The organism is Pseudomonas sp. Irchel 3E20 (assembly GCF_900187645.1).
Classification (GTDB): domain Bacteria; phylum Pseudomonadota; class Gammaproteobacteria; order Pseudomonadales; family Pseudomonadaceae; genus Aquipseudomonas.
This window is the reverse complement of record NZ_FYEE01000010.1, coordinates 150,825-164,062: the sequence shown is the minus strand read 5'-3', so window position 1 is coordinate 164,062 and position 13,238 is coordinate 150,825. Positions and strand designations below refer to the sequence as shown.

The following is a 13,238-nucleotide window of genomic DNA, read 5'->3' as shown; positions in this document are numbered from 1 at the left end:
AATATAGTGCACAAAGAAACCGCCCCCCGTACTTCGGTCCTACAACATGTCAGCCAGAACGTACGGCGCCTGCGCCATGCCGCCCGGCTCAGTCAGAGTGCGCTGTCGGAAAAGTCCGGGGTGAGCCGGCGCATGCTGGTGGCCATTGAGGCCGGCGAAAAGAATGTCAGCCTGACCACCCTGGACCGGGTCGCCGAGGCGTTGGACGTGGTGTTCAGCGACCTGATCCAAGCCCCTGATGCCCGCGACCCGAGCCGCATCGATGAGTTGGCCTGGGTCGGCGAAATTGCCGGTAGTAAAGCGGTACTGCTGTCCAAGGCCAGCGCCACGCGGGAAGTGGAACTGTGGGAATGGCGCCTGGAGGCGGGCGAGCGCTATCCCTCGCAACCGGATGCCGTTGGCTGGAGCGAGCAGTTCTATGTGTTTGAGGGGTGCCTGACCCTGGAGTTGACCGGGGGCGACCAGCGGATTGGTACGGGAGAGTTCTATATGTTTGCCAGCCATCAACCCCATGCTTATCGCAATGACGGGCCTGGGCCGGTGCGGTTTGTGCGAAATGTGGTGATCTAAAAAGCACTAGCGAGGCCAGGCCTCGCTAGTGTGGAAGTCCAGAAACAACACCTAAAGCAGCCCCTTATCAAGAGTGGGAGTGAGCGCTACTTGAAGGAGTTGCCGATGCCTGGGGAAACACCGGGTGTTATTTCTGGAGAACCAAAGCATTACGCGTTTCAGCGAATGTTATTGATGGTGCCTTTGTTGCCGGTAACGGTCACGTCCACTTTCTTGAAGATGAAGTAGTCGGCGACATTGACTTCATAACGCGGTGCAACAATCAGGTCCGAACCGGAGCTTTTTACAGCCTTGTAAGCCGCTGCGGCTTTGGCCGATGCCACCGGGTCCAGCAGGCTGAAACCCGAGCCGCTGCTGCCACCGTAGCCAACGCCATCGGCGAACTGGCTGTCGCCGCCCACTTGCAGCCATCCGAACAGGATGTTGGTGGAAGACTGGCCAGTGATTTTTTCGCCGACTTTAACATCGGCCTTCAACTTGGCATCTACTTGGCCAACTAGGGGAGCCGTTGGTTGATTGATGTTATGACTTGTGCAACCACTGGTGGTGATAAGTGCAGCGACAACCAGTGCGGGCATCCACAGTTTTTTCATTGTAAAGCTCCAGAGTTGTTGTGTTCCGTATTTGCAGCGGCGGAACTGTACTCAGGCGAAAAATAAATTAATGTCGGCAACATTTTCATGACTTGTAAGGTTGTCGTGTTTTTTGTGTAGGAAATGATGATGATGGTAGGTTTTTTCGTCGGAAGACTGGAGGATTTGTGCCTCTATTCGTCCGAATCAATACAAGCCTGTTACCCGTATAACCCCATTAAAACGGGGCCCATGGCCTGTTTAGTTCAGGGCGAATAACAACCCCGCCCTTGTTTTTTATAGACGCAGGTGGCGGTGCAATACTGGCCTTTAGTACTGCTTGTGAAATTAAGATGCGCGCCCCGGTTTATGATTCACGCCAAGAGGGTGGGCGCAATGGATAACCACAGAGAGAACGGCATGAGCGATCGGGCAGGGCACACAGATATCCTGATTGTCGGCGGCGGCCTGAGCGGTACCCTGCTGGCGGCGCAGTTGATGCGCCTGCCGGGGCGCCGGCGGGTGCGGGTTATCGAACCCCGCGCCGAACTAGGGCGGGGCGAGGCCTATAGCGCGGTGGAGTTGGGCCACACCCTTAACGGCAACGCGGCGCGCATGAGCGTTGACCCGGACAACGCCGATGACCTGAGCCAATGGCTGAGCGAGTTCATCGACGTCGGCGGCTGGCCCGAGGCCCATGAGCAACGGGTGTCGGTCAGCGAGTTGTTCCCGCCCCGGGGCCTTTTCGGTTTGTACGTGCAGCAGCGTTTGGCCGAGGCGCAAGCTGTGGGCGAGCCTCAGGGCTCCAGCGTCGAGCACATCCGTGGCGAAGCGGTGCGGGTAAGCCCCGATGGCCCAGGTGTGCAGGTGCAACTGGCAGATGGCCAGTGCTTGCAGGGGGATGTGGCGGTGTTGGCCACCGGCATGTTTGCCGCGGCCCACACGCCCCAAATTCACGCCACTGGTGTCAACGCGACGGCCCTCGACCCATGGGACGTGGCCGCCATGGCGCGCCTGGCCCCCCAGGCGCCGGTGCTGATAATCGGCTCCGGGTTGACCATGGTCGATGCCGTGGTGTCGCTGGAGCAAGCCGGGCACCGCGGGCCCATCGAGGTGTTTTCCCGTCATGGCCTGTTGCCCCATGTGCGCCGTCAGCCCCCGGCCTGGGTGGACTTCCTCGCCCAGGACCTAAGCCTGCGCAGCCCCCGTCAACTGCTGCGCGAACTGCGTCGCCAATGCCGCGCGGCCCAACAGCAGGGGGTGGACTGGCAAGCGCCGTTGGACACGGTGCGCAGCCATATCCCGCGCCTGTGGAGCCAGGCCAGTGATGCCCAGCGCCGCCAATTCGTGCGCCATGTGCGGCCCTGGTGGGAAAGCCATCACCACCGTTCGCCACCGCTGAGTGCGGCCCTGGTGGCACGCTTGCATCAGCAAGGGCGACTGCGCATCCACGCCGCGTCCTTCCAGGGCCTGGAGCCCGCGCCATCGGGCCAGGTGTGCATCCGCCTGCGCCGCCGCGGCCAGGCCCAGAGCGAAGTGGTGTGCGGGGCAGCGCTGATTAACTCCAGCGGCATTGAATACGACTGGCGCCGGGTGGCCAAGCCGCTGCCCCAGCAATTGCTGGCCAGCGGCCTGATCCAGCCTGGCCCTCTGGCGCTGGGGATCGCTGCCGACCCGGGCGGTGCGCTGATCGACGCCCAGGGCCAGGTGGCCCGGTGCTTGTTCGCCCTGGGCCCGCCTCTGCGAGGTATGTGGTGGGAAAGCACGGCGGTGACGGATGTGGCGATTCAGGCCAAGGCCCTGGCAGAACGCTTGGCCCATTGCCGTTGATGCGCCTTAGCGCAGGGTGCCCACCAGCGCGGCCACGGTGCTCAACACGTCTTTGCCCAGTTGCATCGAACGCTTGCCTGACCAACCGGTGATTGGGTTCGGCGCATCGTTGTTGTCCTTGAACGGCATTTCCAGGGTCAGGGACAGGCAGTCAAAGGCCTGGCCAACGCTGTTGCACGCCAGGGTCATGTTGGCCTGGCCGGGCAGGTCGCGGGTGTAGCCGTGTTTGCTCTGGAAGTCTTTGGTGAGGCCTTTGAGGTGCTCGCGAAAATGCTTTTCCAGGGCTTCGATGCGTGGTGTGTAGCCGGGGTTGCCTTCGCAACCGGCGGTGAACACGTAGGGGATTTCCTCGTCGCCGTGGATGTCGAGGAACAGGTCAACACCATGCAGCTTCATTTGCTGCTGGACGAAGAACACTTCCGGGCTCAGTTCTTCGCTGGCGTTCTGCCACGCCCGATTGAGGTCCTGGCCCTTGGCGTTGGTGCGCAAATGGCCGTGGAAGGCGCCGTCAGGGTTCATGTTCGGCACCAGGTACAGGTCGGCGCCGGCCAGGAGTTTTTCCAGGATGGTGTCGTCGTGACGGCACAGGCGCTCGATCACGCCTTCCATGAACCATTCGGCCATGTGCTCGCCGGGGTGTTGTTGGGCAATGATCCAGACCTTGCGCCGGCCTTCGGCGCCGCTGCCCTTACGTAGCAACGGGATGTCGCGGCCCTCGACGCTTTTGCCGGTGGCCAGCAGTTCGGTGCCGGCTTTGGTCAGGGCGTGGTCGATCAACCAGTCGTGGCGGGCACGGCTGTAGGGCTCGAAGTAGGCGAACCAGGCGTGGGTGTGCTCGGCCTCGAGGCTGAAGCGCAGGGTGTCGCCTTCGAAGATGGTGGGTACGCGGAACCAGTTGACGTGATCGTAGGACGCCACTGCCTGATAGCCGTCCCACGCCTTGTTGAAGAAGGACTTGCTGGCGTTGCCCAGACGAAACCAATGCTCTTGGCCCACATGCAGGCCGCTGACCTTGAAGTGGAACCATTGAAAGTGCGGGCTGTGGGTGTCGGGCTTGATCTCCAGCAGTACTTGGAGTGGGTTGCTGGTGTCCAGCACCTTGATATTGCCGCTGTCGAAAGCGTCGGTGATCTGAAAACTGCGGTGCGCCACGGTCATAGTCTGGGTCCCTGAATATGATTGTTGTGGCGGCTACTTTACACCCGGGGCCGGGAAAAACAGGGGGGTAGATCAGGGAAATGGGGAAGGGGGCGTCATCCTTGACGCTGGGCAAGCTTAGGGTTTATGCGATTGATTCTCAAGTGCTAAATAGGGATACATGCCGCCGCAGCCTTGCAACGCGATATTCTTTTGCTATCATCGCGGCCATTCAGAGGCAGTGACCACTGCCCACCGTCTTCATTAGCCTGAAGCGCAAGCCAGAAAACTGGCAAAAAAAAGACCCGGCCAAAGAGCCGGGTCAAAAACCGTGATTAGCCTGATGAGGAGATAGCCCAGGCGACCGACCTAAGGTCACTTGGTCTATCACTGATCTCGCGATCAGTTGCTGCAATAATAATCATTATCATTTGAAAGTCAAATGACTTTCTGTGCTTTGCCGAAATTATTTTCTGGCGCCTTCTCGCTACCCCCGCACACCTGGAACCTCACGCTGATTGCGCGTGCTGTTCATGCGGTCCGGTTCCCGTTCAGGGACCTGTCGACCATGGCCTTGGCCAGATCAATCATGTAGACCACCGAGAACGCCAGGTCCCTGGGCGTGCCGTTGAGGCTGCCTGCCGATTCGTAGGCTGCGGCCGCGGCACAGCGCAGCAGGTCCGAGGCGTGGATCATCGCTTCTTCGCCGCTGATGCCAGCCTTGACCTCGAACAGCGAATCCTCGAGGGCCGGCGCGTCGGCGCTGCCCACTGAAACAGTTGGTTTCAAGTAATAATCCAGGGCGCGCTGGGCGGCGGTGCAGTCTTTATAGGACGCGGCGACGGGGCGTAGGTCCATGTCCAGTGGGTCGTCGTTGGGTATTGTCATGGGGCGGGTACTCCGGTACGTATTGAAATGAGTCACCGGTAAAGTTAGTACATCACGTATTTGTTCCGAAAAATTAAATACTACAATATGTGTATTGAGGGCCCGAGTACACAAAGTATTGTTCCGGCCATGGATAAATGGATCGAATTGGTCAAGGCCAAAATGAGTGAGCTTAAAATCACTCAAGAGAAACTCGCAGAACGCCTGGGCATGTCCCAAGGTGGCGTGGGCCATTGGCTCAACAAACGTCGCGAGCCGAAAATCACCGACATGAACCGTGTGCTCGAGGAACTGGGCCTGGGGTTTCTCGAAGTGGCGCTGGTGATCCGCGAGCCAGCCACACAACAGACGCTGGATGGCGAAGACGAGGCCTACGGTTTGACCCTTGCAGAAAAGTACAACCCGTACTTCCGCTACCCGGTGAGCGACTGGAAAGACCCTTGCCAGACGCGCGAATCCCCACCCGGGGCGTACAACCCCAATCGTTATGAATTGACCGATTACCACGCCCAGGGCGCGGCGTTCTGGCTACGGGTCATTGGCGATGCCATGACCGCCCCCAGCGGTTTGAGCGTTGCCGAGGGCATGTTGATTCTGGTGGACCCGGCGGTGGAGGCGGTGCCGGGCAAACTGGTGATCGCCCGTTGGCCGGGCAGCGCTGAGGCGACCTTCCGCAAGTTGATCGAGGAGGGCGGCCAGCGTTACCTGGTGCCGCTCAACCCGACGTACCCCAAGGCGCTGTACAGCGAAGAATGCCGGATCATCGGCGTCGTCATGCAGGCCACTGCCAAATTCTGACAGCCCACGGCCCGGCGCCTGACACCGGGCCGTGGTTTTTCGCGGTCACTCCAGCTCCACCAGCGCACTGCCTTCGCTGACCATTTCCCCTTCAGCACAGAACAACGCCTTGACCACACCGGCCTCGGGCGCGCGGATGCTGTGTTCCATTTTCATCGCTTCGAGCACCACCAGTTGCGCCCCGGCTTCTACCTGTTGGCCGACTTCCACCAGCACCCGCACGATGCTGCCGTTCATTGGGGCCGTCAGCCCGCCCTGTTGGCTGTGGCTGGCGTCGGCGGCAGCAATGGGGTCGTAGGCTTTGATGCAGTGGAGTTCGCCGCCCCAGTGCAGGTACAGGCTGTCGCCCTGGCGGATGGCCCGGTGCTGGCGGCGCACGCCCTGCTGGGTGCGGTGCAGGTATTCGCCGTGCAGTTCGGCGCCGTCGGGCGCGAGGTTGACGGCGCGGTCCTGTTCCTCGCAGCTCAGGTGCAGGCTGGTTTGGGCCGCCAAGCCCAAGCGCAGGCCGGTGGTGGCCGCCCAAGGCGAATCACGCTCATCGTCACGCTGAAGGGCCGGTTGGCTCTGGATAAATGCCTGGGCGGCGGCTTCCCAGAACTCGTCGCTGAGTTCGCCTGGTGCTGGCAGCAGTTGCGCCTGGTGGCGCGGGATGAACCCGGTGTCCAGCTGCGCCTCGGCGAAGGCCGGGTGGGCGATGATGCGCCGCAAAAAGCCGATATTGGTCTTCAGCCCGCCGATGGCGAACTCATCGAGCATGGCCAGCAAGCGCAGGCGCGCCTGTTCGCGGTTTTCGCCCCAGGCGATGAGCTTGCCCAGCATGGGGTCGTAGAACGGTGAAATCACATCGCCCTGTGCCACGCCGCTGTCCACGCGCCGCCCCGGGCCCGGCGCGGATTCGCGGTACAGCGCCAGGCGCCCGGCGGCCGGAAGAAAGTCGTGGCCGGGGTCTTCGGCGTACAGCCGCACTTCGATGGCATGGCCGTGCAGGGGCACTTGGGCCTGGGTCATGGGCAGCGCCTCGCCCTGGGCGACGCGGATCTGCCACGCTACCAGGTCCAGGCCGGTGATGGCTTCGGTGACCGGGTGTTCGACCTGCAAGCGAGTGTTCATCTCCATAAAGAAGAATTCGCCGCGGGCATCGAGCAAAAATTCCACGGTGCCCGCGCCCACGTAGCCGATGGCTTGTGCGGCGCGCACGGCGGATTCGCCCATGGCCTGGCGCTGGGCTGGGCTCAGGCCGGGGGCCGGGGCTTCCTCGACGACTTTCTGGTGGCGACGCTGGATCGAGCAGTCGCGCTCGTTGAGGTACAGGCAGTGGCCGTGCTGGTCGGCGAACACCTGGATTTCCACGTGGCGCGGTTTGAGCAGGTACTTTTCCACCAGCATGCGCGAGTCGCCGAACGACGACAGTGCTTCGCGCTGCGCCGAGGCCAGGGCTTGGGCCAGTTCGCCGACGTGCTCGACCACTTTCATGCCTTTGCCGCCGCCGCCCGCCGTGGCCTTGAGCAGCACCGGGTAGCCGATGCGCTCGCAGGCGAGGCGGAAGGTTTCCAGGTCTTGCTCGGCGCCGTGGTAGCCGGGCACCAGGGGCACGCCCGCGGTTTCCATCAGGGCCTTGGCCGCGGACTTGCTGCCCATGGCGTCGATGGCGGAGGCGGGCGGGCCGAGGAAGATCAACCCGGCGGCCTCGATGGCGCGGGCGAACCCGGCGTTTTCCGAGAGAAAGCCGTAGCCGGGGTGAATCGCCTGGGCGCCGCTGGCCTGGGCGGCGGCGATCAGTTTGTCGATTTGCAGGTAGCTGTCGGCGGCCTTGCTGCCGCCCAGGTCAACGCAAATGTCCGCTTCGCGGCTGTGTCGCGCCTGGCGGTCGGTGGCGCTGTGCACGGCCACGGTGGTCAGGCCCATGGCCTTGGCGGTACGCATGACCCGGCAGGCGATTTCGCCGCGGTTGGCCACCAGCACGGTGGTGATACGGGGGGCGCTCATCAACGGGGCTCCTGGGCGGTGGTGTCGGTTTGCCAGCTGGGCGTGCGTTTTTGCAGGAAGGCGCGCAGGCCTTCCTGGCCCTCGGGGCTGACGCGGATACGGGCGATGGCGTTTTCGCAGTAGCGGCGCAGGGCCGGTGTGGAGACGCCGCTGCCCACTTCACGCAGCAGGTCTTTGCTCGCCCGCATGGCGGCGGGGCTGTTGAGCAGCAGGTTGGCGACCCATTGCTCGACCCGTTGCTCCAGCTCCGTGGCCGGGTAGCTGTCGGATAGCAGGCCGATTTCCCGCGCACGCTGGCCGTCGAAGCGCTCGGCGGTGAGGGCATAGCGCCGCGCCGCGCGTTCGCCGATGGCCTGCACCACGAAGGGGCTGATGACCGCCGGGGCCAGGCCGATGCGTACTTCGGAAAGACAGAACTGCGCGTCGTCAGCACCGATGGCCATGTCGCAGCAACTGATAAGGCCCAGCGCGCCGCCGAACGCCGCGCCCTGAACCACCGCCAGGGTGGGGATTTTCAGCTTGGCCAGGTTGTACATCAGCTCCGCCAGTTCCCGGGCGTCGTCCAAGTTGGTGTTGTAGTCCAGTTCGGCCGATTGCTGCATCCAGGCCAGGTCGGCGCCGGCGCTGAAGTGCTTGCCGCGCCCGCGCAGCAGCAAAAAGCGCAGGCTGGGGTCGGTTTGCACCTGGTCCAGGGCCAGGATCAGTTCGCGGATCATTTCGGCGTTGAAGGCGTTTTTTTTCTGCTCGCGGTTCAGCCACAGGGTGGCAAAGCCGCGCGGGTCGCGGCTCAGTTGCAGGGTGTTGAAGCTGTTCATCGTTGTCTGTCTCCACGGTGCTGGTGGCCGCGCGCTGGCGCCTGCCACGGGAGCGATCACATCCGGAACACGCCAAAGCGGCTCGGTTCGATAGGCGCGTTCAGCGCGGCGGATAGGGCCAGGCCCAGCACGTCGCGGGTTTGCGCGGGGTCGATGACGCCGTCGTCCCACAGGCGGGCGCTGGAGTAGTACGGGTGCCCCTGGTGTTCGTACTGGTCGAGGATCGGTTGTTTGATCTCGTGTTCCTGGGCGGCGCTGAACGCCTGGCCGCTACGCTCGGCCTGTTCGCGCTTGACCTGCACCAGCACGCCGGCGGCTTGTTCGGCGCCCATCACGCCGATGCGCGCGTTGGGCCACATCCACAAAAAGCGCGGGTCGTAGGCGCGCCCGCACATCCCGTAGTTCCCGGCGCCAAAACTGCCGCCGATGATGACGGTGAACTTGGGCACCTGGGCGCAGGCCACGGCTGTCACCAGTTTGGCGCCGTGCTTGGCGATGCCGCCGGCCTCGTACTTCTGGCCAACCATGAAGCCGGTGATGTTCTGCAAAAACAGCAACGGGATGCCGCGCTGGCAGGCCAGTTCGATGAAGTGCGCGCCTTTTTGCGCGGCTTCGGCGAAGAGGATGCCGTTGTTGCCCAGGATCGCGATGGGGTAACCGTGCAGGTGGGCGAAGCCGCACACCAGGGTGGTGCCGAACAAGGCCTTGAATTCATCGAACACCGAGCCGTCCACCAGGCGTGCGATCACTTCGCGCACGTCGAAAGGCTGCTTGGCGTCCGCCGGCACCACGCCGTACAACTCATCGCTGGCGTACAGCGGCGCGATGGGCGTGCGTTGCTGCACCTGGCCCAATTTGCGCCAGTTAAGGTTGGCGACGCTGCGCCGGGCCAGGGCCAGGGCATGTTCGTCGTTTTGCGCGTAGTGGTCGGCCACCCCGGAAGTGCGGCAATGCACGTCGGCACCGCCCAAATCCTCGGCGCTCACCACCTCGCCGGTGGCGGCTTTGACCAGCGGCGGGCCGGCGAGAAAGATCGTCGCCTGCTCGCGCACCATGATGGCTTCGTCGGCCATGGCCGGCACATAGGCGCCGCCCGCGGTGCAGGAGCCCATGACCACGGCGATCTGCGGGATGCCCTGGGCGCTCATGTTGGCTTGGTTGAAGAAGATCCGCCCGAAGTGTTCGCGGTCGGGAAAGACTTCGTCCTGGCGCGGCAGGTTGGCGCCGCCGGAGTCCACCAGGTAAATGCACGGCAGGCGATTCTGCTGGGCGATGGTCTGGGCGCGCAGGTGTTTTTTCACTGTCAGCGGGTAGTAGGACCCGCCCTTCACCGTGGCGTCGTTGGCCACGATCATGCACTCGACGCCTTCGACACGGCCGATGCCGGCGATCACGCCCGCTGCTGGCACGTCTTCGCCGTACACCTCATGGGCCGCCAGTTGGCTCAGCTCCAAGAAGGGCGAACCGGGGTCGAGCAGGCGATTGATGCGTTCGCGGGGCAACAGTTTGCCCCGCGAGGTGTGGCGCTCCTGGGCCTTGGCGCCGCCGCCTTGGCGGATCGACTCAAGCAGTGTGCGCAGGGCTGCGACCTGTTCAAGCATGGCTGCGCTGTTGGCGGCGAAATCCGCCGAACGGGGATTGAGCTGGGAATGCAAATGCATGGATGACTCCGTCGTAGCGGCAAGCGGCAAGCTTTAAGCGGCAAGAGCGTAGGGCTGCTGCGGGTGGCTTGCAGCTTGTCGCTCACCCCTTGCCGCTGCCCTTATTTCGTTTCGTTGAAGAGTTCGCGCCCGATGAGCATGCGGCGGATTTCGCTGGTGCCGGCGCCGATTTCGTAGAGCTTGGCGTCGCGCAGCAGGCGCCCGGCGGGGAATTCGTTGATGTAGCCGTTGCCGCCCAGGATCTGGATGGCGTCCAGGGCCATTTGGGTGGCGCGCTCGGCGCTGTAGAGGATCACCCCGGCGGCGTCCTTGCGCGTGGTCTCGCCGCGCTCGCAGGCCTGGGCCACCGCGTACAGGTAGGCGCGGCTGGCGTTGAGCTGGGTGTACATGTCGGCGACTTTGCCTTGGATCAGCTGGAATTCGCCGATGCTCTGGCCGAACTGCTTGCGGTCGTGGATGTAGGGCACGATCAGGTCCATGCAGGCCTGCATGATGCCGGTGGGGCCGCCGGAGAGCACCACGCGCTCGTAGTCCAGGCCGCTCATCAGCACCTTCACGCCGCCATTGAGCACGCCGAGGATGTTTTTCTCGGGCACGGGCACGTCATCGAAGAACAGCTCGCAGGTGTTGGAACCGCGCATGCCGAGCTTGTCGAACTTGTTGCTGCGGCTAAAGCCCTTCCAGTCGCGCTCGACGATGAACGCGGTGATGCCGTGGGCGCCCTTGTCCAGGTCGGTCTTGGCGTAGATCACGTAGGTGTTGGCGTCGGGGCCATTGGTGATCCAAGTCTTGCTGCCGTTGAGCACGTAGTGGTCGCCGCGTTTGTCGGCGCGCAGCTTCATCGACACCACGTCGGAGCCGGCGTTGGGCTCGCTCATGGCCAGGGCGCCGACGTGCTCGCCGCTGATGAGCTTGGGCAGGTACTTGGCTTTCTGTTCGTGGGTGCCGTTGCGGTTGATCTGGTTTACGCACAGGTTGGAGTGGGCGCCGTAGGACAGCGCGACCGAGGCCGAACCGCGGCTGATTTCTTCCATGGCCACCACGTGGGCCAGGTAGCCCAGGCCCGCGCCGCCGTATTCCTCAGGCACGGTGATGCCCAGCAGGCCCATGTCCCCGAACTTGCGCCACAGGTCGGCGGGGAACAGGTTGTCGATGTCGATCTGCGCCGCACGCGGGGCGATTTCTTTGGCAACGAAGGACTGGACCTGATCGCGCAGCATGTCGAGGGTTTCGCCCAGGGCGAAATTCAGGGAGGGGTAGCTCATGGGTCACCTTTTGATGTTTTTGTCGGGCGGGAAGGGCGCGGGACTCGCTCTCACCTTTACGTTAACGTAAACCTGCGTCCGCAGGCTGTCAATCGACGGCTGGCCCATGAAGGCAACCTGCCAGTGTTGTGCCTTGCTTTGTGCGGACACTTCTCCTTACCATTAGCAATGATTCTTAATAACTTTTGAGCCAATTCCTATGCCCCTCGTCGAGCCGCCGTATCAGCGCGTGATTCACGACCTCTACAGCGAGCACCACGGTTGGCTGCTGGGCTGGCTGCGGCGCAAGTTGGGTTGTGCCCACAATGCCGCCGACGTGGCACAGGACACCTTTGCGCGGATTCTCGCTACCCGCGAGTCGGTGGGGGCCATTCGCGAGCCCCGGGCTTACCTGAGCACCACTGCGCGGCGGCTGATGATCGACCAGGCGCGGCGCAGGCAGATCGAGAGTGCTTACCTGCAGGAATTGATGCTGACCGTCGATACCCTGCAAGGCTTCCAGTCGCCGGAACAGCTCCATGCCACCCTGCAAGCCCTGGAGCAGATCGCCTTCCTGCTCGAAGGCCTGGCGGAAAAACCCCGCCAGGCGTTTGTGCTGTATTACCTGGACGACCTGACCCAACGGCAGATTGCCAGCCAGTTGCGGCTGTCCGAACGCACGGTGCGCAAGTACCTGATTCAAGCACTGCTGCATTGCAGCCACAGCCTGGATGTTTGAGCGCGCTATGCCCATGTCTTCGCGCCAACAGATCGACGAGCAGGCTGCCGAATGGATGCTGCGCCTGCATGAAGGGCCGCTGAGCGAAGAACAGCGGGCGGCGTTCGAGTGCTGGCAACAGCAAGGCCCGCAACACGCGGCGGCGGCGGCGCGGATGCAGGAAGTGGTGGGGCGCATGCAAGCCTTGCGCGGCCGCCCGGCGGCGGCCAAGGCCGGGCTCAGCGCGGCGTTCGCCGGCAGCGGCAAGCGGGCGGTGCGTCAGCGTGCCATGCGCCACTGGGCGTTGGCCGCGTGCCTGGTGGTGCCGGCGATGCTGCTACTCAACAGTTCCTACCCTGGCCGTTGGACGGCGGACTTGAGCAGCGGCCCCACCGACTGGAAAACCGTGCGCCTGGAGGATCAGTCCACCCTGGTGCTCAATGGCGCCAGCGCGGTGAACCTGCACTTCGACGGCCAGCAGCGGCGCATCGAATTGCTCCAGGGCGAGGTGCTGGTGGAGGTGGCCCCTGACGCTGCGCGGCCGTTTATCGTGCAGACCGCCCAAGGCACGATGCGCGCCCTGGGCACCCGTTTTGTGGTGCGCCGCGGCCAGGACACCACCGTGTTGACCATGCTCCACTCGCGCGTGGCCGCGCAGAGCCTGGACGCGCGGCAAACCCTGGAAGTGGCAGCGGGAGGGCAGGCGTTGATCCGCGCCGATGGCGTGCAACGCCTGGGTGCGATCGACCCGCGCAGCATCGACGAAGCCTGGCGCCGCCATCAACTGGTGGTGGACGACCGCCCGCTGCCCGAGGTGCTGGATGAATTGGCCCGCCACCGCCACGGCCGGGTGCAGTTCGACCGCGCTGCCCTGGCGCACCTGCGGGTGTCGGCCGTGCTGCCCCTGGACGACACCGACCGGGCGTTGCAACTGATCGCCGAGAGCTTGCCGGTGCAGGTGCGCCAATTCACGCCCTGGCTGTCGTGGGTGAAGCCGTCGCCAGGTGCTGAAAAATAAT

The 13,238-nt window shown here is 63.6% G+C and carries 12 protein-coding genes; 5 read left to right on the top strand and 7 right to left on the bottom strand.

The window, feature by feature from the left end; translation table 11 throughout:
- Positions 1-6: 6 nt before the first annotated feature.
- Positions 7-570, top strand: a complete 564-nt coding sequence (locus CKW13_RS18330) for a helix-turn-helix domain-containing protein (protein ID WP_095110009.1) — start codon at positions 7-9, stop codon at positions 568-570.
- A 158-nt stretch (positions 571-728) separates the two neighbouring features.
- Here the strand turns inward: CKW13_RS18330 and CKW13_RS18325 are convergent, their stop codons facing one another.
- A complete protein-coding gene (locus CKW13_RS18325) occupies positions 729-1,163 on the bottom strand; it encodes a hypothetical protein (protein ID WP_095110008.1) in 435 nt (144 codons plus the stop codon).
- Positions 1,164-1,538: 375 nt separating this feature from the next.
- On the opposite strand from CKW13_RS18325, the gene CKW13_RS18320 reads away from it, so the two are divergent.
- The gene (locus CKW13_RS18320; RefSeq protein ID WP_095110007.1) at positions 1,539-2,972 is read left to right on the top strand and encodes an FAD/NAD(P)-binding protein; all 1,434 of its coding nucleotides are present in this window, start codon (positions 1,539-1,541) and stop codon (positions 2,970-2,972) included.
- 6 nt (positions 2,973-2,978) lie between these two features.
- On the opposite strand, the gene CKW13_RS18315 is transcribed toward CKW13_RS18320, so the two are convergent.
- Together CKW13_RS18315 and CKW13_RS18310 are read right to left on the bottom strand one after the other, a co-directional pair.
- Positions 2,979-4,130 carry a M14-type cytosolic carboxypeptidase gene (locus CKW13_RS18315; RefSeq protein ID WP_095110006.1) on the bottom strand — a complete coding sequence of 384 codons (1,152 nt, stop codon included), beginning with the start codon at positions 4,128-4,130 and terminating at the stop codon, positions 2,979-2,981.
- Positions 4,131-4,640: 510 nt separating this feature from the next.
- On the bottom strand, positions 4,641-4,997 hold the full coding sequence (locus tag CKW13_RS18310) for a DUF6124 family protein (protein WP_095110005.1): 357 nt from the start codon (positions 4,995-4,997) through the stop codon (positions 4,641-4,643).
- A 129-nt stretch (positions 4,998-5,126) separates the two neighbouring features.
- Here CKW13_RS18310 and CKW13_RS18305 point away from each other — a divergent pair, with 129 nt between their 5' ends.
- Positions 5,127-5,795: a LexA family transcriptional regulator gene (locus CKW13_RS18305; protein WP_095110004.1), complete on the top strand. Its 669-nt coding sequence runs from the start codon at positions 5,127-5,129 to the stop codon at positions 5,793-5,795.
- Between the two features lie 45 nt (positions 5,796-5,840).
- On the opposite strand, the gene CKW13_RS18300 is transcribed toward CKW13_RS18305, so the two are convergent.
- The 4 genes from CKW13_RS18300 to CKW13_RS18285 form a co-directional block, all read right to left on the bottom strand.
- The gene (locus CKW13_RS18300; RefSeq protein ID WP_095110003.1) at positions 5,841-7,781 is read right to left on the bottom strand and encodes an acetyl/propionyl/methylcrotonyl-CoA carboxylase subunit alpha; all 1,941 of its coding nucleotides are present in this window, start codon (positions 7,779-7,781) and stop codon (positions 5,841-5,843) included.
- Positions 7,781-8,596 carry a gamma-carboxygeranoyl-CoA hydratase gene (locus CKW13_RS18295; RefSeq protein WP_095110002.1) on the bottom strand — a complete coding sequence of 272 codons (816 nt, stop codon included), beginning with the start codon at positions 8,594-8,596 and terminating at the stop codon, positions 7,781-7,783. The genes CKW13_RS18300 and CKW13_RS18295 overlap by 1 nt, the downstream gene beginning before the upstream one ends.
- Positions 8,597-8,652: 56 nt before the next feature.
- Positions 8,653-10,257 (bottom strand): carboxyl transferase domain-containing protein, encoded by a 1,605-nt coding sequence (locus CKW13_RS18290; protein ID WP_095110001.1) that lies wholly within the window; start codon positions 10,255-10,257, stop codon positions 8,653-8,655.
- Positions 10,258-10,358: 101 nt separating this feature from the next.
- On the bottom strand, positions 10,359-11,522 hold the full coding sequence (locus tag CKW13_RS18285; RefSeq protein ID WP_095110000.1) for an isovaleryl-CoA dehydrogenase: 1,164 nt from the start codon (positions 11,520-11,522) through the stop codon (positions 10,359-10,361).
- Between the two features lie 199 nt (positions 11,523-11,721).
- Here CKW13_RS18285 and CKW13_RS18280 point away from each other — a divergent pair, with 199 nt between their 5' ends.
- Both CKW13_RS18280 and CKW13_RS18275 read left to right on the top strand, forming a co-directional pair.
- Entirely contained in the window at positions 11,722-12,240 is a 519-nt protein-coding gene (locus CKW13_RS18280; RefSeq protein ID WP_095109999.1) for a sigma-70 family RNA polymerase sigma factor, read from the top strand.
- 7 nt (positions 12,241-12,247) lie between these two features.
- Positions 12,248-13,237 carry a FecR family protein gene (locus tag CKW13_RS18275; protein ID WP_095109998.1) on the top strand — a complete coding sequence of 330 codons (990 nt, stop codon included), beginning with the start codon at positions 12,248-12,250 and terminating at the stop codon, positions 13,235-13,237.
- The last annotated feature ends 1 nt before the right edge of the window (position 13,238 follow it).

Coding starts and splice junctions, on each gene's coding strand:
- CKW13_RS18300 (WP_095110003.1), bottom strand. CDS start 7,781: ATGAGCGCCCCCCGTATCACCACCGTGCTGGTGGCCAACCGCGGCGAA.
- CKW13_RS18290 (WP_095110001.1), bottom strand. CDS start 10,257: ATGCATTTGCATTCCCAGCTCAATCCCCGTTCGGCGGATTTCGCCGCC.
- CKW13_RS18310 (WP_095110005.1), bottom strand. CDS start 4,997: ATGACAATACCCAACGACGACCCACTGGACATGGACCTACGCCCCGTC.
- CKW13_RS18315 (WP_095110006.1), bottom strand. CDS start 4,130: ATGACCGTGGCGCACCGCAGTTTTCAGATCACCGACGCTTTCGACAGC.
- CKW13_RS18275 (WP_095109998.1), top strand. CDS start 12,248: ATGCCCATGTCTTCGCGCCAACAGATCGACGAGCAGGCTGCCGAATGG.
- CKW13_RS18280 (WP_095109999.1), top strand. CDS start 11,722: ATGCCCCTCGTCGAGCCGCCGTATCAGCGCGTGATTCACGACCTCTAC.
- CKW13_RS18295 (WP_095110002.1), bottom strand. CDS start 8,596: ATGAACAGCTTCAACACCCTGCAACTGAGCCGCGACCCGCGCGGCTTT.
- CKW13_RS18320 (WP_095110007.1), top strand. CDS start 1,539: ATGGATAACCACAGAGAGAACGGCATGAGCGATCGGGCAGGGCACACA.
- CKW13_RS18305 (WP_095110004.1), top strand. CDS start 5,127: ATGGATAAATGGATCGAATTGGTCAAGGCCAAAATGAGTGAGCTTAAA.
- CKW13_RS18325 (WP_095110008.1), bottom strand. CDS start 1,163: ATGAAAAAACTGTGGATGCCCGCACTGGTTGTCGCTGCACTTATCACC.
- CKW13_RS18285 (WP_095110000.1), bottom strand. CDS start 11,522: ATGAGCTACCCCTCCCTGAATTTCGCCCTGGGCGAAACCCTCGACATG.